Source organism: Amycolatopsis sp. SB7-3 (genome assembly GCF_041021335.1).
GTDB lineage: Bacteria > Actinomycetota > Actinomycetes > Mycobacteriales > Pseudonocardiaceae > Amycolatopsis > Amycolatopsis japonica.
In genome coordinates, this window is record NZ_JBFPJQ010000003.1 from 434,951 (window position 1) to 457,092 (window position 22,142).

General features: G+C 69.5%; 18 protein-coding genes and 1 pseudogene. 6 read left to right on the forward strand and 13 right to left on the reverse strand.

The window, feature by feature from the left end; translation table 11 throughout:
- Positions 1-13 precede the first annotated feature (13 nt).
- The 4 genes and pseudogenes from AB8M46_RS26560 to AB8M46_RS26575 all read right to left on the reverse strand — a co-directional run.
- Positions 14-1,318: pseudogene (locus AB8M46_RS26560) on the reverse strand (alpha-L-fucosidase); the annotation flags it as partial.
- Positions 1,319-1,343: 25 nt separating this feature from the next.
- Positions 1,344-2,210 (reverse strand): carbohydrate ABC transporter permease, encoded by an 867-nt coding sequence (locus AB8M46_RS26565; protein WP_016333836.1) that lies wholly within the window; start codon positions 2,208-2,210, stop codon positions 1,344-1,346.
- Entirely contained in the window at positions 2,207-3,163 is a 957-nt protein-coding gene (locus AB8M46_RS26570; protein ID WP_394362002.1) for a carbohydrate ABC transporter permease, read from the reverse strand. The genes AB8M46_RS26565 and AB8M46_RS26570 overlap by 4 nt, the downstream gene beginning before the upstream one ends.
- Positions 3,160-4,488, reverse strand: coding sequence for a sugar ABC transporter substrate-binding protein (locus AB8M46_RS26575; protein WP_350593207.1), 1,329 nt, complete (start codon positions 4,486-4,488; stop codon positions 3,160-3,162). The genes AB8M46_RS26570 and AB8M46_RS26575 overlap by 4 nt, the downstream gene beginning before the upstream one ends.
- A gap of 182 nt (positions 4,489-4,670) precedes the next feature.
- On the opposite strand from AB8M46_RS26575, the gene AB8M46_RS26580 reads away from it, so the two are divergent.
- Entirely contained in the window at positions 4,671-5,678 is a 1,008-nt protein-coding gene (locus tag AB8M46_RS26580; RefSeq protein WP_394362003.1) for a hydroxyacid dehydrogenase, read from the forward strand.
- The gene (locus AB8M46_RS26585; protein ID WP_394362004.1) at positions 5,678-6,322 is read left to right on the forward strand and encodes an alpha/beta fold hydrolase; all 645 of its coding nucleotides are present in this window, start codon (positions 5,678-5,680) and stop codon (positions 6,320-6,322) included. Before AB8M46_RS26580 ends, AB8M46_RS26585 begins: the two co-directional genes overlap by 1 nt.
- A 22-nt stretch (positions 6,323-6,344) precedes the next feature.
- On the opposite strand, the gene AB8M46_RS26590 is transcribed toward AB8M46_RS26585, so the two are convergent.
- Positions 6,345-7,484: an epoxide hydrolase family protein gene (locus AB8M46_RS26590; protein ID WP_394362005.1), complete on the reverse strand. Its 1,140-nt coding sequence runs from the start codon at positions 7,482-7,484 to the stop codon at positions 6,345-6,347.
- A 77-nt stretch (positions 7,485-7,561) separates the two neighbouring features.
- Between AB8M46_RS26590 and AB8M46_RS26595 the strand changes: the two genes are divergently transcribed.
- Complete coding sequence (locus tag AB8M46_RS26595; RefSeq protein ID WP_125737059.1) at positions 7,562-8,125, forward strand: ABATE domain-containing protein; 564 nt, start codon at positions 7,562-7,564, stop codon at positions 8,123-8,125.
- Positions 8,126-8,641: 516 nt separating this feature from the next.
- Here the strand turns inward: AB8M46_RS26595 and AB8M46_RS26600 are convergent.
- Positions 8,642-9,733, reverse strand: coding sequence for an aldo/keto reductase (locus AB8M46_RS26600; protein ID WP_394362006.1), 1,092 nt, complete (start codon positions 9,731-9,733; stop codon positions 8,642-8,644).
- Between the two features lie 39 nt (positions 9,734-9,772).
- Positions 9,773-10,237: a DUF6130 family protein gene (locus AB8M46_RS26605; RefSeq protein ID WP_394362007.1), complete on the reverse strand. Its 465-nt coding sequence runs from the start codon at positions 10,235-10,237 to the stop codon at positions 9,773-9,775.
- A 158-nt stretch (positions 10,238-10,395) separates the two neighbouring features.
- Between AB8M46_RS26605 and AB8M46_RS26610 the strand changes: the two genes are divergently transcribed.
- Positions 10,396-10,632, forward strand: coding sequence for a hypothetical protein (locus AB8M46_RS26610; RefSeq protein WP_037336818.1), 237 nt, complete (start codon positions 10,396-10,398; stop codon positions 10,630-10,632).
- On the opposite strand, the gene AB8M46_RS26615 is transcribed toward AB8M46_RS26610, so the two are convergent.
- The 4 genes from AB8M46_RS26615 to AB8M46_RS26630 all read right to left on the reverse strand — a co-directional run bounded on the left by AB8M46_RS26615 (position 10,629) and on the right by AB8M46_RS26630 (position 15,502).
- Positions 10,629-11,630, reverse strand: coding sequence for a LysR family transcriptional regulator (locus AB8M46_RS26615; RefSeq protein WP_037336820.1), 1,002 nt, complete (start codon positions 11,628-11,630; stop codon positions 10,629-10,631). The two genes, AB8M46_RS26610 and AB8M46_RS26615, sit on opposite strands and share 4 nt — an antisense overlap.
- Positions 11,627-12,268: a sigma-70 family RNA polymerase sigma factor gene (locus tag AB8M46_RS26620; protein WP_233629920.1), complete on the reverse strand. Its 642-nt coding sequence runs from the start codon at positions 12,266-12,268 to the stop codon at positions 11,627-11,629. Before AB8M46_RS26620 ends, AB8M46_RS26615 begins: the two co-directional genes overlap by 4 nt.
- Positions 12,253-13,590: an alpha-lytic protease prodomain-containing protein gene (locus AB8M46_RS26625; protein ID WP_394362008.1), complete on the reverse strand. Its 1,338-nt coding sequence runs from the start codon at positions 13,588-13,590 to the stop codon at positions 12,253-12,255. Before AB8M46_RS26625 ends, AB8M46_RS26620 begins: the two co-directional genes overlap by 16 nt.
- 340 nt (positions 13,591-13,930) lie before the next feature.
- Positions 13,931-15,502 (reverse strand): tannase/feruloyl esterase family alpha/beta hydrolase, encoded by a 1,572-nt coding sequence (locus tag AB8M46_RS26630; RefSeq protein ID WP_394362009.1) that lies wholly within the window; start codon positions 15,500-15,502, stop codon positions 13,931-13,933.
- A gap of 131 nt (positions 15,503-15,633) precedes the next feature.
- Between AB8M46_RS26630 and AB8M46_RS26635 the strand changes: the two genes are divergently transcribed.
- Positions 15,634-18,324, forward strand: coding sequence for an AAA family ATPase (locus AB8M46_RS26635; RefSeq protein WP_394362010.1), 2,691 nt, complete (start codon positions 15,634-15,636; stop codon positions 18,322-18,324).
- Between the two features lie 62 nt (positions 18,325-18,386).
- Here AB8M46_RS26635 and AB8M46_RS26640 read toward each other — a convergent pair whose 3' ends face one another.
- On the reverse strand, positions 18,387-18,818 hold the full coding sequence (locus AB8M46_RS26640; RefSeq protein WP_037336829.1) for an organic hydroperoxide resistance protein: 432 nt from the start codon (positions 18,816-18,818) through the stop codon (positions 18,387-18,389).
- Between the two features lie 139 nt (positions 18,819-18,957).
- Here AB8M46_RS26640 and AB8M46_RS26645 point away from each other — a divergent pair, with 139 nt between their 5' ends.
- Complete coding sequence (locus AB8M46_RS26645) at positions 18,958-20,508, forward strand: BTAD domain-containing putative transcriptional regulator (protein ID WP_394362011.1); 1,551 nt, start codon at positions 18,958-18,960, stop codon at positions 20,506-20,508.
- Here AB8M46_RS26645 and AB8M46_RS26650 read toward each other — a convergent pair whose 3' ends face one another.
- Positions 20,509-22,107, reverse strand: coding sequence for a glycoside hydrolase family 13 protein (locus AB8M46_RS26650; RefSeq protein ID WP_394362012.1), 1,599 nt, complete (start codon positions 22,105-22,107; stop codon positions 20,509-20,511).
- Positions 22,108-22,142 lie beyond the last annotated feature (35 nt).

Below are 22,142 nucleotides of genomic sequence, written 5' to 3' on the forward strand. Positions count from 1 at the left end.
GATGCCTCCGTGCTCAATCGGTGGGGAGGGTTTCGGCGGCGGGGCTTTCCGTGTTCAGGAACAGTTCGATCACTGGGACCGGGGTGTCCGGTTTCCGGATGGGGAGTTTCAGGGTGAGCGTGCCTTCCGGCTGCCCGCCCATCTGGGTGTTCTGCGCGGTCTGCCCGGGATCTGTGTGCACTTGCCGGATTTCCGAGGCGTCGTCGAGCAATTGGGCGTAACGGACCCGCCCGGCGAGCCCGGGCAGGTGGACGTGGTTCATCGGCCAGCTGAACAGGTGCAGGTACAGCCGGTCGCCGCGCTGGGTGTAGCGGCCGTCGGCGGGCGCGGTGAACTCCGAGGGACCGCAGCCGCGGACGGAGCGTTCGTGCCGGTCCATCCAGCGGCCGATCTCGGCGAGCACCTCGTGCGCACGGGGGTCGATCTCGCCCCGGCCGTTCGGGCCGACGTTGAGCAGCAGGTTGCCGTCCTTGGACACGCCGTCGACCAGCATCCGGATGAGCAGCTCGGGGCTCTTGTAGTCCAGGTTGTCGCGGTCGTAACCCCAGCTGCCGTTCAGCGTCTGGCACGCCTCCCACACCACGGGGACACCGTCGCGGGTCATCGGGCCGGACGGCTGGTACTGCTCCGGGGTGATGAAGTCGCCGGGGATCCCGGTGCGGTCGTTGACCAGGATGCCGGGCTGCAGTTCGCGGACCAGCGCGAGCAGGCCGGGGGAGTCCCAGTCGTCCGGTCCCTTGCCGCCCCACCATTCCTTGCGGCCCTTGTAGGAGAAGTCGAAGAACAGGTAGTCGATCGTGCCGAAGCGGGTGAGCAGTTCGCGCACCTGACCGTGGAGATAGAGCTGGTACTCGGCGATGTCGGCGTACTGGTGCGCCGCGATGTACTCCGCGTCGTCACGGCGGGGATGGGTGCCGTCGACGGGGAAAGCCGGGTGGTGCCAGTCGATCAGCGAGTGGTAGAAGCCGACCTTCAGGCCTTCCTCGCGGCACGCGTCGACGAACGGGCCGAGCAGATCCTTGCCGTACGGCGTGTTCGTCACCTTGAAGTCGGTGAGGTCGCTGTCCCACAGGCAGAAACCGTCGTGGTGCTTGGTGGTCAGCACGACGTAGGTCATGCCCGCGGCCTTCGCGGCCCGTGCCCAGGACCGCGGGTCGTACTTGTCCGGCTCGAAGTGGTCGAAGTAGACCCGGTACTGCTCGTCGGTCAGCTTCTCGTGGTTCTGCACCCATTCGTGCCGGGCGGCCAGCGAATACAGTCCCCAGTGGACGAACATCCCGAACCGGTCGTGGGTGAACCAGGCGGTGGAACTCACTTCAGGATCGCTCCTTGCAGATGGTGGGTCAGCCCTTGAGCGCGCCCGAGGCGAGGCCGCGGACGAACGAACGCTGGAAGAACAGGAACGCGGCGACCGAAGGGAGCAGCGCCAGCAGCGACGCCGCCATGATCACGCCGGGGGTGACGGTCGGGTCGATCCGCAGTGTCCGCAGGGCCAGCGGCAGGGTGTAGGTCGATGCGTCGGTCGACACCAGCAACGGCAGCAGGTACTGGTCCCAGATCATGGTGAAGCCGAAGACGCCGATCACGCCGAGCGCGGGCTTGCACATCGGAAGGATGATCTGCGCGAAGATCCGCAGATCACCGGCGCCGTCGATCCGCGCGGCCTCTTCGAGTTCGCGGGGGACGTCCTTCATGAACTCGGTCATCACCAGGATCGAGAACGCCCACGCGCCCAGCGGCACGATCATCCCGGCGAGGCTGCCGATCAGATTGAGGTGCACCACGGGCAGATCCGAGAGGATCAGCGAGAGGGGGATCGCGAGGATCTCCTCCGGCAGCATCAGCGTCGCCAGGATCGCGACCAGCACGAAGGTCATGAACCGGAACTTCTTGCGTGCCAACGCGTAGCCGGCCAGCACCGAGACGACGACCTGCAGCAGGAGACCGAAGCCGACCACCAGGAACGAGTTGAGCAGGTACATCCCGACGCCCTGGTCGAACGCGATGCCGAAGTTCTCCAGGGTGGGGCTCGACGGGATGACACTCAGCGCCGTCGGGTCGGAGACGTCGTTGAACGCGCTGACCAGCAGCGCCAGCAGCGGCCCGGCGAACACCAGGAGCAGCAGGGCGTACAGGACGAACTTCAGGATCCGTCCGCCCGGTGATTTGACGGCGTCGAGGCCGAGCGCCGAATCGTTGGCCGCGGTCATGCGTCTCGCCTCCGTCGGAGCACCTGGACGAACAGGGTGAGCACGAGCGTCGCGAGGAACAGCAGGACCGCGCCCGCCGCACCGACGCCCAGCCGGTTCTGTTCCAGGCCGAGTTTGTAGATCAGGGTCATCGCCACCTCGGTCGAGCCGTTCGGCCCGCCGTTGGTCAGCAGGAACACCTCGGTGAACACGCGCAGGCCGCGGATCGCCGCGAGGACGAACAGGATCGAGAACACCGACCGCAGGCCCGGCAGCGTCACGTGGACGATCTTGCGCCAGCGCGAGGCACCGTCCACAGTGGCCGCTTCGTAGAGGCCGCGGTCGATACCGGCCAAACCGGCGAGGAAGATCATCATGTCGTACGGGGCGCCGCGCCAGATCCCGGTGATGATCACCGAGATCATCGACGAATCGGGATCGTTGATGAATCCCGACGGGCCCAGGCCGATCAGGCCGAGGATGGAGTTCAGCATCCCGTCTTCGGTCGGGTGGTACATGATCCGCCAGAGCTCGGCGACCACCGCGATCGGCACGACCACCGGGAGGAAGGCCGCCGACCGCAGGAACTTCAGCCGTTTGCTCTGGCCCTCCATCAGCAGGGCGAGCGCGAGGCCGATGATCATCGACCCCGCGGTCTGCCCGACCGCGATCACGACGGTGTGCCAGATCGCGGAGTGGAACGCCTCGTCACCGAGGACGGTGCTGTAGTTCTGCCCGCCGACCCACTGGTTGCCCAGGTACGGCTGGACGTCCTGGAAGGACATCGTCACCGCGGTGATCATCGGGATGAACTTGAAGTACACGAACAGGATGAGGGCGGGGGCCAGGAACAGCCACGGCGTCCACCACTTCCCGTCGCGGTCGCTGCGCCTGCGGGCCTTCGGCGCGGGCGTCCGCTTCACGGCGGGACGGTCCGCGCCGACGGCCGCCGGCTTGGCGTGATCTACGGTCATGAGGCGCTGATCCCCTGTTGCTGCAAGGTCGCGGTGAGCTTGGTGTCGAGTTTGGACAGTTCCGCCTTGAGATCGAGCTTGCAGTCGGCGACGAGCGCGCTGATCGTGTCGGCGGTGTCCTGGCGGACCGGCGTCCAGTTCGGGATGGACGGCGCGTAGTGGCCGGACTTCGCGTAGATCTCGGCGTAGGTCTTCCACCGCGGGTCGGAGCGGACCTGGGTGATGTCGACGTTCTTGTTCACCGGGAGCTGCACGATGAAGGCCGATTCGCCTTCCATACCGATCTTCTGGCCGTCGGCCGAGATGGCGAAGTCACCGAACGCGTCCTGGCCCGCCTGGTTCGGCGAACCGGCCATCATGAAGATCGACAGGCCCTCGGCGAGGACGTCGGCGTTCTTGGCGCCCTTCGGCATCGGGACGACCTCGTACTTGTCCTTGCCGAGCGACTTGTCGAAGCGCGGCAGCAGGTACGGGCCGACGACGTACATCCCGGCCTTGCCCGCTTCGAAGGTCTCGTTGGTCGCCGGGGTCGGCATGGTGACCGAACCGGGCTGGATCACGTTCTCCTTGCAGCCGAGGTCGCGGAACCACTGCACCGCGGCCACGGATTCGGGCGTGCTCATCGCCGGCTTGTACTTGCCGCCACCGGTTTCGGTGATGAAGTCGCCGCCCGCGGCCCACAGGAAGTTCGAGAAGTACCAGGAGGCGTAGCCCCGCTTGGTCGACAGCGTCGCGTTCAGTCCCGCGGTGTCGTTCTTCCCGTTGCCGTCGGGGTCGCCGGTGGTGAAGGCCTTGGCGAGGTCCGCCAGTTCGGCCCAGCTCTGCGGGACGCCCTTGCCGAGCTTCTCGCGCCAGTCCTTGCGGATCAGCAGCGCCGAAGCCTGCGCGCTGTAGGGGAGGCCGTACAGCTTGCCGTCCGGGGTCTGGTTGGACTTCAGCGCCTGCTCGGTGAGCTCCGACGCGTGCTTGATCTTGCCCTGTTCGATCTCACGCACGAGACCCTGGCTCTTGAGCGTGCCGACCTGGGTGACGTCGTTCATCACGATGTCCGGCAGGTCGCGCTGGGCGGCGCGCTGGGCGAGCTTCGTCTCGAAGTCGTCGAAGATCGCGGTGACCTGCACCTTGAATCCAGTGGCCTTCTCGAAGGCCTCCGCGAGCCGCTTGGTGGCCTGTTCACCGGGGCCGCCGGGGGTCGTCCGGGTCCACAGTTCCAACGGCGCCTTGGTGTCCTGCGCGACGTTCGTTCCGGCGGGGCCTGCCGAGCAGCCCGAAAGGACCAGCGCTGAGACAGTGAGTCCCACGCCGATCCACCGCGATTTCCGCATCGCTTCTCCTGTTCACTGTGGACCACGCTGTCTACCTCGGAGGGGACGGTAAGCGCTTTCCCGGTCTCCGGTCAATGGTCCGATCATTACGAATTTCAATCGCCCGTGTTTGCCTCTGCGCGGGACTCGCCGTGCGTGGACCGGCTCAGGCATCCGATGTATGGTCGCCGCCGGAGGTAGGGATGACCGAGCAGCAACACCGGCCGACGGCACTTCTCGTGATGGAGGAACGCCGCCGCGGCGACGTATACCCCGAGGCCGTGCTGAAGGAGATCGAAACGCTGGTGGACCTGCGTGAGCCGCTCACCCGAGAGCGGCTGGCGGAGGACCCGTCGGCACTGGAAGGCGTCGAAATCCTGCTGTCCGGCTGGGGTGCCCCGGTCCTGGACTCCGTCCTTTTGGGACACGCGCGGGACCTGCGGGCCGTGCTCGTCGCGGCCGGCTCGGTCCGGCCGCTGACCACGCCCGAGTTCTGGGCGCGCGAGCTGCCGATCGTGTCCGCCGCGGCCGCGAACGCCGTCCCGGTCGCCGAGTTCACCCTGGCCCAGGTCCTCTTAGGACTCAAGCAGGTGCACCGCATCTCCCGCGAGATCCGGGAGCGGCGCGCCTATCCGCCGGATCCGCGGGTCGCGGGCGCCTACCGGTCCCGCGTCGGCCTGCTCGGCCTCGGTGAGATCGGTGCTCTCGTCGCGTCGCATTTGCGCGGTTTCGACGTGGAAGTGCTCGCGAGTGACCCCGTCGTCGACCCGGCGACCGCCGAAAGCCTCGGCGTGCGGCTGGTGGGCCTGGAGGAACTGTTCGCCACGTGTCCCGTGGTGAGCCTGCACGCGCCGCTGCTCCCGGAGACCGAAGGGCTGGTCGACGGTGAGCTGGTGGCCAGGATGGGCATCGGCGCGACCCTGATCAACACCGCCCGCGGCGCCGTCGTCGACGAGCCGTCGGTCGTCCCGGTGCTGGCCGAACGTCCCGATCTCACCGCGATCCTCGACGTCACCTGGCCCGAACCGCCGGAGCCGGACTCGCCGCTGTACACGTTGCCGAACGTGGTGCTCACCCCGCATCTGGCCGGCGCGCTGGGCGCCGAGCGTGCCCGGATGGGCGAACTCGTGGCCGGTGAGCTGCGGCGATTCGTGCTCGGGGAGCCGCTGCGGCACGCCGTCGCGCCGGACCGGGCGCATCTGCGGGCCTGATGCTCGCCTTCCGGGAGACCGGCCCGTCCGGTGGGGTGCCCGTCGTCCTGCTGCACGCCTTGGGGAGCAAAGCGGGCACTTGGGACGATTTCGCCGGTCGCCTGGCTCGTCGTGTCGTGGCCGTCGACCTGCCGGGGCACGGCGACAGCGCGCATGTCGAGGACTACTCGCTCGACGCGATGGCTGACGGCGTCGCCGAGCTCCTCGGGGACGAAGCGGACCTGGTCGGCCATTCGATGGGCGGCCGGGTCGCCGTGCTGCTCGCCCAGAGGCTGCCCGGGCGCGTGCGGCGGCTGGTCGTCGAGGACAGCCCGCCGCCTCCGCTGGAGGCTCTGGAGCCGTTGGCTCCCGCGCAGGAACCGTCCGAGCCGTTGCCGTTCGACTGGCGGCTGATCGATCCGATCATGGCCGAACTCCGCACGCCCGACCCCGGGTGGTGGGAGCGGCTCGGCGCGATCACGGCGCCGACCCTGCTGATCAGCGGCGGGCCGTCCAGCCATGTCGGCCGTGAGCCGCTGGAACGGATGTGCGGGCTGATCCCGGACTGCCGCCTGGCGATCATCGAGGACGCGGGGCATCGGGTGCACGGCAGCAGGCCGGAGGAGTTCGCGGCGGTGGCGGGGAAGTTCCTCGGCGCGGGCTAGCGGTCCCGTTTTGTATAACGACCTATACCGCTTGCCGCACGGTCGCGAGACCCTCCTGCAGATCCTTGACGAAGTACCCGGGAACCTCCAGCGACGGGAAATGCCCACCGGCTTCGGGTGACCTCCAGCGGACGATCCGCCGATACCGCTCCTGCGCCCAGGGGCGCGGGTACTTCTCGATGTCGCGGGGGTAGACGGTGATCGCCGCCGGGACGTCGACGCGGAGTCCGGGATCGAGCGAGTTGTGGCTTTCGTAGTAGATGCGGGCCGCTGACGCACCGGTCCGGGTCAGCCAGTACAGGGTGACGTCGTCGAGGACGCGGTCCCGGGAGATCGTCTCGAACGGGCTGTCCTCGGTGTCCGACCATTCGGCGAACTTGTCCAGGATCCAGGCGAGCAGGCCCACCGGTGAGTCGACGAGCGAGTAGCCGATGGTCTGCGGGCGGGTCGCCTGCTGCTTGGCGTAGGCGGCGCGGTGATGCCAGAAGTGGCGGGTTTCTTCGGTCCACTTGCGCTCGGCCGGGGTCAGTCCCTCCGTCGTCAGCCCGGGCGGTCCCTCCGCGAACGTCGTGTGGATGCCGAGAACGTGGTCCGGGAATCTGCCGCCGAGGACCGTGGTGATGTTGCCGCCCCAGTCGCCGCCGTGGGCCGCGAACCTGTCGTAGCCGAGCCTGCCCATCAGTTCGACCCAGGCGGCCGCGATCTTTTCGGTTCCCCAGCCGGTGGTGGCCGGTTTGTCGCTGTAGCCGAAGCCCGGCAGCGACGGGACCACGACGTGGAACGCCGGTGTGCCGGGGTCCGCCGGCTCCGCCAGTTCGTCCACCACATCGACGAACTCGGCGATGCTGCCCGGCCAGCCGTGCGTCATGACCAGGGGAGTGGCATCCGCGCGGGTGGACCGGCGGTGCAGGAAGTGGATCCCCAGGCCGTCGATGGTCGTGCGGAACTGGCCGATCCGGTCGAGGCGCTTTTCGAACCAGCGCCAGTCGTACTCGGTGCGCCAGTAGTCCACGACCTCGATCAGGTCGGCGAGCGGAACGCCCTGCCCCCAGCGGGGGACCGTCTCGGCTTCCGGTAGCCGCGCCGCGGCCAGTCGCGCACGCAGATCGTCGAGGTCGGCGTCGGTCGCGTGGGCTTCGAAGGCTTGCACTTCGCTGGTCATGAGACCTCCTCGTTGGAACCGGCTAAGACGGTTCTAACAGTTCGCCCTGGTTGGTCGCAACCGGCTAAGGTGGTTCCATGCGTTCCGGCTTTCCCGACTTCCGCCTCGGCAGCGTGCTGGCGACCAGCTTCACGGCGACTCTGACGGAGCGTCGTGGTGAGGCCGTGGAGCGCATTCCCACTCCGCAGCGGTTAATGGACTGGCTGGCCGTGAGCGGCCTGGCCGTGGAGTCCTGCTCCGCGGCCCAGCTCGACCTCGCCCGGGAGCTGAGGGAAGCGATTCACGCCGCCGCGACCGCGACCGCGACTCGGGAAGCCCTGCCCGCCGCCGCCGTCCAGGTCATCAACGACCGCAGTGTCCAGGGGCGGGCCGCGGCCGTCCTGACGCCCGACGGGGAACGGCGATGGCGGGTTGCCGATGTGGAGGACGCCCTGAGTGTGATCGCCGCCGACGCGATCAGCATCATCTCGGGCGAACGGGACGGGAAGATGGCCTTGTGCGCGTCACCGACTTGTCTGGCTGCCTTCTTCGACACCAGTCAGAGCCGCACGCGTCGGTGGTGCGACATGAACACGTGCGGGAATCGGCAGAAGAAGGCGCGGTTTCAGGCTAATCAGCGGAAGAAATCTGGGGGTTCTTGAGTGGGCCCTGGGGGCTGGTCGCCGGGAACGGGTTCGTGTGGGTTGGTTTCGCGAGTTGACTGGTCTGGCCGGTTGCCGGGAAACGGCGACGGGCTCACTTGGGGCTGGCTTGTGGCTGGAGGTTTTGGACGGTTGCCGGAAAACGGCGATGGGTTCTGGCCGGCGGCGTTGTCGCTGAGCAGTCCGTGACACGACCAGCCGGTGCGTTGCCGGTAAACGGCGACAGGTTCAGGGAGTTGGCAATCCTGTTTGGCGGCCCGCGACGCGCTGCCGTGAAACGGTAGTCGTTCTTACCGTGGTGATGGTGTGGGGTTGTCTGTGAGGCTTGCCCCTCCAGGTCTGTTGTCGGTAAACGGCGACGGAACCTGGCGATGGTTCTCCAAGGGCGGTCCGCGACACGGCCGGCCGGTGCGTTGCCGGAAAACGGCGACGGGTCGGCCCCTCCAGCCCGTCGCCGGAAAACGGCTACGGACTCATCGCATGACGCCAAGCCCGTAGCCGCAAACCGGCAACGCCTCACCAGTTCCGCACCCCAGGCGCGTACCCCACCGGCTTGTCCCCGACCTTCACCCCAGGTGACACCACCCAATTCTGGTACTCGGCCGTGAACATCCGGTACACCGACTCCGGCGGAACGGCACTCGCCTCGTCGAGGAGCGCCCGCAGATCCGGCGGCAGTTCGAAGTCCAGCGCCGCCATGCTCTTGCCCAGTTGCTCCGCACTGCTCGCCCCGACGATCGCGGCCGCGACGCCCGGCTGGGTCGCGACCCAGTTGATCGCGACCTGCGCCATCGTGACACCGAGTTCGTCCGCGACCTTCTCCAGCGGCTTCAGCAACGCCCAGTCCCGGTCCGTCCACGACTTCCCGGCGTTTCCCGGATCGCTCAGCCTGCCTTCGCCGGAAGGTGTCTCGCCGGTCGGCCGGTACTTGCCGGTGAGGAATCCGCCCGCCAGCGGACTCCACGCGGTGACGCCGAGCCCGAGATGCCGCCCCATCGGCACGTGTTCCGTCTCGATGGTCCGCTCCACGAGCGAGTAGGGCAGCTGGAGGTTGACGACCGGGGTCAGCGCGTTCGCCTCGGCGAAGCTCTGCGCTCGGGCGGCATACCAAGCGGGCACGTCGGAAAGCCCGGCGTAGCGGATCTTTCCGGCGCGCACCAGGTCGTCGAAAGTACGCATCACCTCTTCGACCGGAGTGACGCGGTCCCAGGTGTGCAGCAGGAACAGGTCGACGTGGTCGGTGCCCAGCCGTCGCAACGACGCTTCGAGCGCCCGGATCAGATGTTTGCGGCCGTTACCGCCGGCGTTCGGGTCGCCGGGGTCGAGACTGTTGGTGTACTTGGTGGTGAGCACGACCCGGTCGCGCACCTTCGCCTCGGCGATGAGGCGGCCGAGGATGGTCTCGCTTTCGCCCGCCGTGTAGAAATCCGCGGTATCGACGAAGTTCCCGCCCGCGTCGAGATACTTGCGGAAGATCGGGCGGACCTCGTCCTCGGTTTTTCCGTATGCGGCATGGAAACCGCCGGTGCCGAAGTTCATCGTGCCGAGCGCGATCCGGCTGACGCGCAGTCCGGAGCGGCCGAGCAGGTAGTACTGATCCAGTGCCATGAGGAACTCCAGGATTTCAGAGGCGGGTGAAGGCGGACCTCAATGGTGTCCACTGTGGACGGGAACGACGAAGTTCACCGTCTTCTCGTCGAGGATCTTGTGCGTCGGATCGGCGAGACCGATCCACACCTTGTGCGGTCCCGCCGGCAGTGACTGGATGATCAGCGGTTCTCCGCTGCCGTCCGCCCAGTGCCACGCGGCGTCGTCGACGGTCACGTGGATATGGCCGATCCGCGGCGAAACGTCCAGCGCGGCCGGGCCGTAGACCGGGGCGATCCGGAGGTTTTCCGCCCGGTACCGCAGCACGACCAGCCCCATCGCCAGTTGTTCGGGCAAGGGCGCGTCCACGACCAGCGAAGGCGGCGGTTGCGACGGCAGTGGCACGACGGGAGCTGGCGACCACCCGGCGGCCGCGCCAGGAGGTGCGGGTGCCGGCGGGGGAGCGCCGCATGCGGCGGTGAGCAGGACGGCGGCGGCGAGGGCGAGTTTCCCCAAGGCGGGCATGAACTCAAGTTAGGACCGTCCTGGGTGCGGCGGCGCCCGTCGGACGACGTCATCGGTGTACGTCACCCGTGACACTTTCCGGTGATCGGCAGGTGAACCGGCCGGATCCGGGGAATACGCGGGACATCGACCCGCCAGGGGAAGAAAAGGAGAGAACGATGAAGTCTCGAATCGCCGCTGTGGCGGCCGCGGTCACGTTCTCGGCCGCCGTCATCGCCTCGCCCGCCGCCGCGGACCCGGTGCCGGGCAGCCCGAACCAGTTCTACGCGTCGTGCGCGGTCGACCTGCTGGGCGTCCCCGTGGGTTGCCTGGAAACGGACGAAGCGCATGCGACGCACATCTGCCAGTACGTGCTCACGACGTTCGGGCTCGGCCTGGACTGCATCCAGCGCTAGGTTCCGAGCCAGCCGGGATTGGCCGCGGCCCACTCGGGAAGGCGGTGCCGGATCGCGGCCAGCTCGGTGATCGCGTGCACCAGTCCACTTCGGACAGCCGGGACGTCGACCGGTGAACCGTCGCGCCACAGCAGGATATGCCGCGTCCTCAGCGGCACACCCCGCAGCGCCACCACCGGGCCGGGCATCGTGGCGCCGGAATCGAGGGACTGGGCGGGCGCCACCGCGCGGGGATCACGCCGGAGGGCCTGCCGCAGCACCGTCGGTTCCAGCTTCCGCACGGTGATCGCGCCGAGCCCGGCCCGGGCGCACTGATCGGTCAGGTGATCGTGGAACTCGTCGTCCCCACCCGCCGCGGTGAGCCAGGCCGAGCCGTCGAGTTCCGCCAACGACACCTCGCCGCGGCCGGCGACGGGATGGTCCGGCGACACGATCAGGAACACCGGCTCCGTCCCGACGGGAAGCATGTGGACGCCTTCGGGCGGGACGATCTCCTGCCCGGGGTGGTCCACGTACAGCGCCAGTTCCACGGTGCCGTCGAGAAGGGCGGAGAACAACGCGGTCCGCCCGGTCATCGCGAGCAACTCGACCGGACGGCCGGGTGCGGCCGCTGCGACCACACCGCTCAACGTCTCGGCGAAGACCGTCGGGAGTGCGCCGATCCGGAGCAGCTCTTCCGACGGCGCGGTGTGGAACCGGCGGATCGCCAGTTCGAGGTCGTCCGCCGCGGCCAGTACGCGCCGCGCGTGGTTCAGCAGCACCTCGCCCAGCGCGGTGGGCCGCACGCCGTGCCGGTCGCGTTCGAACACCGTCCGTTCCAGCGCCCTCTCGACCCGGTGCAACTGCGCGCTCAGCGCGGGCTGGGAGAGCCCGAGCGCGGTCGCGGCCTTCGCGATGCTGCCCGCCGACGCGATCGCGTCGAGGAGACGCAGATGCCGGACGTCGACTTCCACCGGCCAGGTATGGCCGTCCCCGGGACCGATGAGGGGGCTGATCACAGGTCGTCCTCGCTGATGATCGTGCGGAGTTTGTGCAGGGCGCGATGCTGGTTGACCCGGACCAGACCGGGGCTCACCCGGAGCACCGCCCCCGTTTCGGGCGACGTCATCCCGACCGTGATCCGCAATCGGAGGATCTCCTGCTGGATACCGGGCAGGGTGCTCATCAGCCGCCTCAACCGGTCGTGGCCGTCGGCGGCGATGGCCAGCCGCTCGGGTTCGTCGGTCTCGGGTGTCGCGCGTTCTGGCGGATCGGGTGTGGGTTCCGATCGGTCCCGGGCGCGCCGCCGGAAGGCAGCGGCGACCTTCCGGGCGGCGATCCCGAGCACGGCGGCGAGGAAGGAGCCGCCGGTCGTCTTCGCGGTGGGCAGCGCGGTGAGCACGGCGAGGCAGGTCTCCTGCGCGACGTCCTCCGCGGCGATCTCCCGCGCGTCCGTTCCGTCCATCCTGCTCCGGCAGTAGTCCGCGACCACCGGCTGGACGATGCTCATGAGCTCGTTCGTCGCCGCGGGGTCACCGCGGCGGGCGCGAGGGACGAGGGATTCGAGATCCGCCGCCCGCGCGTCGTCGTCAAGGGGAGGAGCCGCCCCCGGCGAGGTCGGGTCGCCGGGGGCGGTCCAGGTCAGGCGAGTTCCCAAAGCGCGGGCACGTTCGGCGGTTCCCAGCCGGGCATGGAGGTGTGCGGCTGGATGACCCGGTAGTTGCTGCCGCCGTAGCTGGCGGTCGCGCCGGAGCCGTAGTACGTGTACGGCGCCCAGGTGCCGCCCGGCGGGTTCGACGTCGTCGGGCTGGTGGGGGTGGTGGGCGTGGTGGTGGTGCTGGACGGCGGGTTGCCGGTGACCATCAGCCGCAGGTTGTAGACGCTCAGGATCTCCGAGATCGGCTGGAAGTAGATGGTGCCGCCGGAGGTGCAGTTGCCGGAGCCACCGGAGGTGACGCCCTGCGCCTGGTCGCCGGTGATCCACGAACCGCCGGAGTCGCCGGGCTCGGCGCAGACGTTGGTCCGGGTCAGGCCGGTGATGGTGCCCTCGGGGTAGGTGACCGAAGTGTTCTTCTGCAGGATGGTGCCGCAGTGCCAGCCCGTGGTGGAACCGGAACGGCAGACCGAGGAGTTGACCGCGGCCTCGGTCGAACCCGCCACCGGCACGGTGCCCGGGTAGCGGTTCACCAGCGCGCGCGGGGTGTTGCCGGCGTCGGCGCGGACCCAGGCGTAGTCGTTGCCGGGGAAGCTGGAGCCCGCGACGGTCCCGCTCGGGTTCGAGGTGCGGGTGCCGGTGGTGCCACAGTGCCCGGCGGTGACGAAGCCGCCCTCGACCGGGAAGCCGATGGAGCAGCGGCCCGAGCCGAAGGTGTAGGCGTTGCCGCCGATGATGTCGATCAGTGCGCGCGGCTTCTCGGCGCTGGCCTCGATCCGGACCACATCGGACGGAACACCGGACTCGGCGGCCCACGACTTCGCGGCGGCCTCGCCACCGGCGTTGGCGAGCACGACGATCGAGTTGGTGGTGACGTCGGCGTACCAGCCGGGCACGGTCTTCGGTGCCTTGGTGGACTTCGCGTCCAGCCGCAGTTTCGCGGCGTCGAGGTCGGCGGCGCTGCGAGCGACCGTTTTCGGCGTCGCGCCCGCGGCGCGCACCAGGTCGGCCTGGGCGGCGTCGGTGACGGCCACGGTGAGCGTCGTCCCGGTGGAGTCCAGCCACGATCCGGCGTACGACGTGCCGAGCTGCTTCTTCAGCGTGTTGTCGGCGACCGCGGCACGCTGCTCGCTCGCGAGCCGGAGCTTGGCCTGCTCGGGGCTGATCTTCAGGTCGCGGGACATCGCGGCCAGCATTTCGGACTGGGCCTGGTCGCCGGCGGTGGCTTGTTGACCGGCGCTCGCGCTGGGGGTCAGGGCGATGGCGGTGACCAAGCCTGCCCCGGTTATGGCCGCGGCGGTCGCGGCTAAGATCTTTCTGTTCATTTCAACGCTTTCCTCGAAACGGGCGGGGGAGGGGATTCGTTCCCGACCGTACGAGGCGTATCACTCGACTGGTACATACCATTTGGGTCATATCGCCCGACTGTGACGTGGGGCGATATGGCGAGATTCCGTGCCGATCCGGCAGCTGATTCCGTTGCGGTACAACGATTTCGCCGTATCCGGAAGAAATGGTGCACAGCCGCGGGCGATGCGCCGTCGCGGTGTCCACTGTCGTCAATACCGTACTTTTGAGGGGTAAGGCAAAGAGTTCTCACAGAGTGAGGAAGTGCCCGTCGTGCCGGAGGGGGCGCCGGCACGACGGGCACGGGTCCGGCGGACCTCAGCGGACGGTGCAGCGGTAGCTCGACGCCACCGCGGGATCACCGTGGCCGCGGTACCGCGAAACCTGCGGATACGGGCAGAGATCGCGGGTCTTGCCGGCGTTCGCCGCGGGCAGTGTCGCCGGTGCCTTGCCGTGTTCGACCCAGTCGACGAGCGCGCCCAGCGCGTTCGTCGGCGTGGCGCCCGCGCCGCCGCCGCAATGCGCGACACCCGGCGCGAGGAACAGCCGGTAGAAGTCGTTCACCCGCTTCGAGCCGCCCAGTTCGCGCTCCACCTCGTGGCGGTACCGCAGCGTGCCACCCGGCGGGATCAACTGGTCGTCGGTCCCGACGAAGGTGATCAGCTTGCCGCCCGCCCGGCGGAAGTCCGACAGATCCGGGTCGGAGGTCCCGATGACGTCGTCGTATTCCCGCACCGACTGGCGGAACAGGTCGGCGAACTGGCGATAGGTGAGCTTCTCGGTGTCGAACCCGGGCTGCTTCTTCAGGAACGTCTGCACCCAGCCCACCGCGACCGGGAAGCCCGGAGCCGTCGTCACCGGGCCGAAATCCGCTCCCTTGGGCAGACCTGCCCAGAGCGGTCGTCCGTGCTCGTCGGTCGGCCCGGCCCAGATCTTGCGCACGACCTCGGCGTCCGCCGCGGTGACGGTGACCTCCTTGTCGCCGCAGAGCACCTTCGTGCCGATGAGGGACCGAGGATCGTAACCGCATTCGTCCGGTCGGTCGACGACGCCGTTCGTGACCCCGTCCCGGCCGTCGCAGGCCTTGATCGCGGCCTGCTGGAAGGCGGTGAAGACGCAGGTCGCGGGGTAGGTCTTCTCCTGGTTCTGCACGACTCGCGGCCAGAGCGTCGCGACCGCGAACTCGGCCCAGTGCACGGCGGGCGCGTTGGCCAGGACACCGTCGAAGTCGCCCGGATACCGCTGCGCTTCGGAATAGCCCTGACGGCCGCCGGTCGAGCAGCCGTTCCAGTACGAGTAGGCGACTTCCCGCTGGTAGAACTTCTGCGTCACGTCCTTCCCGACGAGGGCGGCCTCGTGCACGGACCGGGTCGCGAAGTTCGTCACGAGAGGCCTGTTGATCTCGCCGCGGGAGGTGAGCGCCCAGGACGTGTCGAGGAAGGTCAGGGGGACGCCGGCGTCCGTCGTCACGCCGCTGAAGCCGTCCTTGACCGCTTGGACGAGCGGGGCGCCGAAGTCACCGGCGGTGTACGCGCTGCCGCCGACCGCCTGAAGCCTGCCGGTCCACCCCGTCTGAGGCAGCGTGACGGCGACCTTGACGTGATCACCCGCCGTGCCGTGGGTCAGGGTGACGGTGATTTCGCAGTACGCGGGCACATCGGTGATCGTGGCGGGCGCCGTGAACGGGGTCGGAGGGAACGTGACGGTCCCGCCGGGCTTCTGCGTCGCCTGGACGGACTCGATCCGCGCCCCGTCCGGCGCCGCGACGGGGACCGCCGCGCACGACGTCGCCGCCGCCTGGGCGGGCGCCGTCTGGGTGACCGAGGTCAGCACCAGCGGCAGCAGGGCGGCCAGCGGTGCCGCCGCCAGGAACAACTTCTTGCGTCTCATCACTTTCCCGAAGCTAGGCCGATGGTGTTGACACGCCGTCTACATCCTGTGGACGCCGCCGGTCCTAACCGGACCGTTTGGGTATCGTCGGACGGGCGGCCGCCCAAGGCCGACGGGAGGAATGCCGCACCATGCCGCTTTTCGGACGGGAAGCCGAGCTGAAGGACCTGACCGAACTCGTCGACGGTCCCGCCGCGGGCTGCGGCGGCGTGCTCATCCAGGGCGAACCGGGCGTCGGGAAGTCCGCTCTCGTCGCGGAGGTCGTGGCCGCGGCGACGCTCGGGGGCCTGCGGGTTCTGCGCGCGACCGGCGTCGAGGCCGAACGGAACTTCGCGTACGCCGCGCTGCATCAGCTGCTCCACCCGGTCCGGGCGGGCGCCGACCTGCTGCCCGCTCCGCAACGTTCCGCGCTGTGGGCGGCACTCGGGCTGGCCGAAGGGGCGGAGCCGAACGCGTACCTGGTCGGGCTCGCCGCGCTGACGCTGCTTTCGGAGGAGGCGGCGGCCAAACCGTTGCTGATCGTCGCCGAAGACGTCCACTGGATGGACCGCGAGAGCGCCGACGTGCTCGCGTTCGTGGCTCGGCGGATCGAGACGGAACCGATCGTCCTGATCGCGACCCTGCGGGACGGGGAGCCGTCGCCGCTGCGCGACGCGGGACTGTCCTCAATGGACTTATCGCGCCTCCCAGAAGAGGTGGCGGCCGAACTGCTCGACTCCGTCGCCCCCGGGATCCCCTCGCCGGTCCGCTCCCGGATCCTCGCCGAAGCCGACGGAAATCCGCTGGCCCTGACCGAGCTGCCGTCGGCCGTCACCGACACCTCGGATCCCGTGCTGCCCCTGACCGAGCGGCTCGAGCGCACGTTCGCGGGCAGGTTCACCGCCCTGGCGGAACCGGCCCGCACGACCTTGCTGGTCGCCGCGCTCAACGAAACCGGCTCGCTCACCGACACCCTCGCGGCGGCGTCGACGCTGCTGGGTGAGGACGTCGAGCCCTCGGCGCTGGAAGCCGCCGCGGAAGCCCGGCTGATCGACCTCGAAGCCAGGACGATGTCGTTCCGGCATCCGCTGATGCGTTCGGCCATTCCCGCCTCGGTGCCGAGCGAGGAACGACGACGCGCGCACTTGAGTCTCGCCGACATCTTCCGCGGACAGCCGGATCGCGCCGCATGGCACCGGGCGGCGGCCGCGACCGGCGCCGACGAGAACGTGGCACGGGAACTGGACAACGCCGCCGAGCGCGCGCGGCATCGCGGTGGTGTGACGGGCGCCGTCGCCGCGTTGGAGCACGCGGCGTCGCTGAGCCTCGATCCGGAGCGCCGGGCCGACCGGTTGCTGCGCGCGGCCGAACTGGCCGTCGAATCCGGCGGTCGGGAGACGGCGGAACGGCTCGTCCGGGACGCACGCGCCGGAGAGCTCACGGCACGGCAACGGGCGACGGCGAGCTGGCTGCTCAGCGGATTCGAGGACGGCGCCCGCGAGGACCTCTCACGGATCGCGGAGCTGGCGCGGCTGGCCGAGTCGGTCGCGGAGGACGGCCATCCGGATCCGGCGATGCGCGTGCTGTGGGGTGCCGCCATGCGGTGTTTCTGGGCGGAACCCGGTGCGGAAACGCGGCGGACGCTGCTGGCCGTCGCGGACCGTCTCCCGGTGGAGAACTCGGATCCGAGGCTGGTCGCCGTCGCCGCGTACGTGGCTCCGTTCGACCGGGCCGAAGCCGTGCTCGGCGAGCTGCGCGGACTCGCCGCCGCCACCGGTGCCGATCCCGAGGTCGACCGCTTTCTCGGCAGCGCGTCGTTGCAGGTCGGCGCGGTCGATCTGGCCGCGCGGTTCTCCGCGGCCGCGGCTCCGGGGCTGCGGGCGCAAGGCAGGCTCGGGTTGCTGCCCCGCGCCTTGGCCGTCCAGGCGTGGAGCCGGGTCCGGCTCGGCGACCTCGCCGGGGCGGTGCCCGCCGCGGCGGAGGCGGCCAAATTCGCCAAGGAGACCGGGCAGCCGTTCATGTACGGGTTCGCCACCGCGGTCCAGGCCGAGATCGCCGCGCTGCGGGGTGAGCACAAACAGGCCAAGACGCTGGCCGACGAGGCCGAACGGACCGCGCTCGCCGCCGGTGCCCGTCCGGTACTGGCGACCGTGCGACTCGCCAGGGGGATCGCCGCGTCGAGCGAAGGCCGCTTCGACGACGCGTTCGCCGATCTGCGGCGTCTCTTCGACCCCGCCGATCCCGCGTTCCAGCTGGCGCTGCGTGTCTATTTCGTCGCGGAACTCGCCGAGGTCGCGGTCCGGGCGGGGCAGGTCGAGGCCCTGCGGGAGATCGTTGCGGAAATGGAGGGGCTCGCCGTGACGACTCCCGCGCCCGCTTTGCACATCGGCCTGCGGTACGCCCGCGCCGTGCTCGAACCGAGCGACGAACTGTTCGAAACCGCGCTGGGGGCGGAGCTCGACGGCTGGCCGGCCGAACGCGGGCGGCTGCATCTGGCGTACGGCGAATGGCTGCGGCGGCAACGACGGGCGGTGGACTCGCGGGCGCATCTGCGCACCGCGCGGGAGACGTTCGACGCGCTTGGCATGACCGCGTGGGCCGAGCGGGCGCGCCGTGAACTGCGGAGCGCGGGGGAGTCGAGTCCCAACCGCGGCCCCGACGCGCGGGAGAAGCTGACGCCGCACGAGCTGAGCATCGTGCAATTGGCCGCCGAAGGCCTGACGAACCGGGAGATCGGGCAGCGGCTCTACCTGTCGCACCGGACGGTCGGCACGCATCTGCACCGGATCTTCCCGAAGCTCGGGGTGAGTTCGCGGGCGGAGCTCAAGGGCGTCGTGTCATGAAAGGGCCGTTCAGGACGAAAAACGTCCTGAACGGCCCTTTCATGACATCCGGGGGCCGCGGCTCACGCGACGGTGGCGTCCAGCGTGACCTCGACGTTCCCGCGCGTCGCCTTGGAGTACGGGCACACCTGGTGCGCGCCCTGGACCAGTTCGTCGGCGGTGGCCTGGTCGATACCGGTGGCCTCCAGGTGCAGCGCGGCGCTCAGGTGGAACTCGCCCGCGTCGGTGTCGTGGTGCAGCGTCACCTCGGCGACGACCGCGAGGTCTTCCAGCTTCACCTTCTTGACGCCCGCGACACGGCGGACGGCGCCGACGAAGCAGGACGCCCAGCCCGCGGCGAACAGCTGCTCGGGGTTCGTGCCGTCGCCGGAGCCGCCGAAAGCCTTCGGGACGGCGAGGCCGACGTCGAGCACGCCGTCGTCGGAGGTCGCGCGGCCGCCGTTGCGGCCTTCCGCGGTCGAAGTGGCGACGGCGGTGTACGTGGTTTCAGACATGCCGCAACCGTAGGAATCCGGCCCTGACCTCGGCGACCGTCGGATGACGTCATTCCTGTACGTCATCGGTGGACGACGTACGCCGGTGACGTCGTCCGACGGTCGCCGCCGCGGTCGGGACCCGCCTACCTTTCCGCTCATGTCCCCTCTGCCGCAGGAAGTCCGGTACCGCTTCACCGTGCTCGGCCCGCCGGGATTCACCAGTGGCGGCACCCGGCTGGACCTCGGCTCGCCCCAGCAGCAGGCGGTGCTGACGCTGCTGCTGGCCAACGCGGGCAGTTTCGTCCGGACCGGTGAGCTGATCGACGGGCTCTGGGGCGAGCGGGCGCCCGCGACCGGCGAGGCCGTCATCCGGACCTACATCTCCCGGCTCCGGCGGCTGCTCTCCTTGCAGGGGCTGGGTTCGGCGATCGTTTCGCGATCCGGTGGCTACCGGCTGGATCCGGATCGCTTCGAGGTGGACGCGGTCGAGTTCGCCGGGCTGATCGAGAGCGCACGCCAGGCGCACACCGCGGAGACGGCGGCGAAACTGCTGGAGCGGGCGCTCGGGCTGTGGACCGGAACGGCGCTGGCCGGCGTCCCCGGCGAAGCGGCGGAACACGAGCGTTCACGCCTGGAACGGCTGAAGCTGACAGCCACCCAGGAACTGCTTCGGCTGCGCCTCGAACTCGGGGAACACGACGAGGTGATGGCCGAAGTGCCCGCCCTGATCGAGCGCAATCGGCTCGAAGAACCGCTGTACGAGATCTATCTCCTGGCCCTCCATCGGGGCGGGCGTCGCGCCGAAGCGCTGGAGCTCTATCGGGCGATCCATGACCTGTTCGACGCGGAACTCGGCGTCCGTCCGGGACCGAAACTCCGGGCACTGCACGAGAAAGTGCTTCGCGCCGAGGACGAGCAGACGCCCGCACTCCGTGAACCGGACCCGCTGTTCGTCGGACGTGAACGCGAACGCGCGGAATTCCGGCGGCTGCTCGCGAGAGGTGGGGTGCTGTTCCTCACCGGTGCTCCCGGAATCGGGAAATCGACCCTGCTCCGGAAGTTCGCCGGAGACGCGGCGGCCATGGGCAGACCCGTGCGGCTCTTCGACGGGCTCGACGATCCGGCGGCGGTCCTGCGACGCCTGCCCGGAGACGTCACGGTCGTGATCGCGGACCGGACCGGCCCGGACGCCACCCTGCTGGTCGATCCGGTGTGGTCGGGACGGATCACGATCCGGCGGCTCGAACCCTTGAGTGACAACGAGTCCGCGGCGCTGCTCGAAGCGCGCGGCGTCGAGCCGGAACTTGGGAAGTCCATTATGGGCTTCGCCGCGGGCAACCCGTTCGCGCTCTCCCTGGCCGCCGAAGTCAGCAGATCACCGCGAGCGGACGCGGCACGCTACGTGGTGGACACCGTGTACGCCCATCTGGCCGGTGATCTGCCGACGGAGGCGCATCGCTGGGCGCTGTACGTGTGCGCGCAAGCGGAGCACACCACCGAAGACCTCCTCCGGTCGGTGCTACCGGGAGGACGGTCTTCGGAGCTGTTCGACTGGCTCCGCGACCACCCCTGTGTCGAGACCGCCACCCACGGCCTCGTCCTCGGCGGTGTGCTCCGCGAGGTGCTCGACAGGCACCTCCGGTGGCGTGACCCGGCCGGCCGCGCACGGATACGCGGCCGGATCAGCCGGGTCACGACCGGCCGGTGATCAGGTGAGCAGCCACACCGCCGTGTCCGTCGGGAGTTCTCCGTCGACCGGGCCACTGACCAGGAGTACGTCGCGATGCGACGGCAGCGGCACGGGCTTGTCCGAGAAGTTCAGCACGAAGGTGAAGCCAGGCTCCCGGGTGAACGCGAGCACGCCGTCGCCCAGCTCCAGCCATTCCAGTTCACCGGGGCCGAGCGCGGGAAGTTCGTCCCGTAGGCGCAGACCGGAGCGGTAGAGCCGGAGCATCGACGCCGGTTCGGCCGCCTGCGCCTCCGCCGTGCGGGAACGCCATTCCTCAGGCTGGGGCAGCCACGTCCCGCCGCTGCCGAAACCGAACGGCGGCGCGTCACCGGACCAGGGAAGCGGGACGCGGCAACCGTCACGGCCGGGATCGGCGCCATTGGTCCGGGCGAACACCGGATCCTGCCGGAGTTCGCCCGGGATGTCCTCGATCTCCCACAGGCCGAGCTCTTCCCCTTGGTAGACATAGAGACCACCGGGTAGCGCCATGGTCAGCAACGCCGCCGCCCGTGCCCGGCGGGTCCCGAGCTCGCGGTCCACGGGGGTGCCGTGCAGCCGGTCCGCGAACGCGAAACCGGTGTCGCCCTCGCGGCCGTACCGGGTCACGTGCCGGGTGACGTCGTGGTTCGACAGCACCCACGCCGCGGGCGCGCCGACCTCCTCGTGCGCCGCCAGCGTCCGCCCGATGACATCTCTGAACCGGGCGAAATCCCACGGGCACACCAGGAAATCGAAGTTGAACGCCGCGTGCAGTTCGTCGCGGCGCAGATATCGCGCGGCCCGGGACATGTCCGGCAGCCACATCTCGCCGACCAGGACCCGGTCGCCCGGGTAGCTGTCGGCGATCTTGCGCCACGACCGGTAGATCTCGTGCAGCCCCTCCTGATCGGAGAACGGCGTCTCGTCGCCCGGGTCGACGTCGGGCAGCCGTGGGTCCTTCACCAGCCCGTCGGCGACGTCGATGCGGAACCCGTCGACCCCGCGATCGAACCAGAACCGCAGCACGTCCTCGAAATCGGCGCGGATCTCCTGGTTGTCCCAGTTGAAATCGGGCTGGCGCGAGCTGTACAGATGCAGGTACCACTCGCCGTCCGGGACCCGTGTCCAGGCGGAGCCGCCGAAGCGCGACTTCCAGTTGTTCGGCGGCTCCGAGCCGTCCGGTCCGCGGCCCGGCCGGAACCAGAACCGTTGCCGCTCCGGCGATCCGGGCTCGGCGGCGAGTGCTTCGGCGAACCAGCGGTGCTCGTCGGAACAGTGGTTCGGCACGATGTCGATGATCACGCGGATCCCCTTGGCATGGGCCGCGGCGATGAGTTCCTCCGCCTCGGCGAGGGTGCCGAAAAGCGGGTCGATCTCCCGGAAGTCGGCGACGTCGTAGCCGCCGTCGTCCATCGGCGACGGATACCACGGGGTGAACCAGATCGCGTCGATCCCCAGTTCGGCCAGGTAGTCCAGCCGCGCGCGGACACCGGCGAGATCGCCGACGCCGTCACCGTTCCCGTCCGCGAAACTGCGGAGGTAGACCTGATAGATCGCCGCGCTCCGCCACCATCCGGCGGACTGCCCTGATGCGGTCACGAAATGCCCTCCCAATCGTTGGTGGAAACCCCGAA

Coding starts and splice junctions, on each gene's coding strand:
- AB8M46_RS26570 (WP_394362002.1), bottom strand. CDS start 3,163: ATGACCGTAGATCACGCCAAGCCGGCGGCCGTCGGCGCGGACCGTCCC.
- AB8M46_RS26635 (WP_394362010.1), top strand. CDS start 15,634: ATGCCGCTTTTCGGACGGGAAGCCGAGCTGAAGGACCTGACCGAACTC.
- AB8M46_RS26610 (WP_037336818.1), top strand. CDS start 10,396: ATGAAGTCTCGAATCGCCGCTGTGGCGGCCGCGGTCACGTTCTCGGCC.
- AB8M46_RS26595 (WP_125737059.1), top strand. CDS start 7,562: ATGCGTTCCGGCTTTCCCGACTTCCGCCTCGGCAGCGTGCTGGCGACC.
- AB8M46_RS26645 (WP_394362011.1), top strand. CDS start 18,958: ATGTCCCCTCTGCCGCAGGAAGTCCGGTACCGCTTCACCGTGCTCGGC.
- AB8M46_RS26640 (WP_037336829.1), bottom strand. CDS start 18,818: ATGTCTGAAACCACGTACACCGCCGTCGCCACTTCGACCGCGGAAGGC.
- AB8M46_RS26580 (WP_394362003.1), top strand. CDS start 4,671: ATGACCGAGCAGCAACACCGGCCGACGGCACTTCTCGTGATGGAGGAA.
- AB8M46_RS26625 (WP_394362008.1), bottom strand. CDS start 13,590: ATGAACAGAAAGATCTTAGCCGCGACCGCCGCGGCCATAACCGGGGCA.
- AB8M46_RS26585 (WP_394362004.1), top strand. CDS start 5,678: ATGCTCGCCTTCCGGGAGACCGGCCCGTCCGGTGGGGTGCCCGTCGTC.
- AB8M46_RS26590 (WP_394362005.1), bottom strand. CDS start 7,484: ATGACCAGCGAAGTGCAAGCCTTCGAAGCCCACGCGACCGACGCCGAC.
- AB8M46_RS26575 (WP_350593207.1), bottom strand. CDS start 4,488: ATGCGGAAATCGCGGTGGATCGGCGTGGGACTCACTGTCTCAGCGCTG.
- AB8M46_RS26630 (WP_394362009.1), bottom strand. CDS start 15,502: ATGAGACGCAAGAAGTTGTTCCTGGCGGCGGCACCGCTGGCCGCCCTG.
- AB8M46_RS26605 (WP_394362007.1), bottom strand. CDS start 10,237: ATGCCCGCCTTGGGGAAACTCGCCCTCGCCGCCGCCGTCCTGCTCACC.
- AB8M46_RS26600 (WP_394362006.1), bottom strand. CDS start 9,733: ATGGCACTGGATCAGTACTACCTGCTCGGCCGCTCCGGACTGCGCGTC.
- AB8M46_RS26565 (WP_016333836.1), bottom strand. CDS start 2,210: ATGACCGCGGCCAACGATTCGGCGCTCGGCCTCGACGCCGTCAAATCA.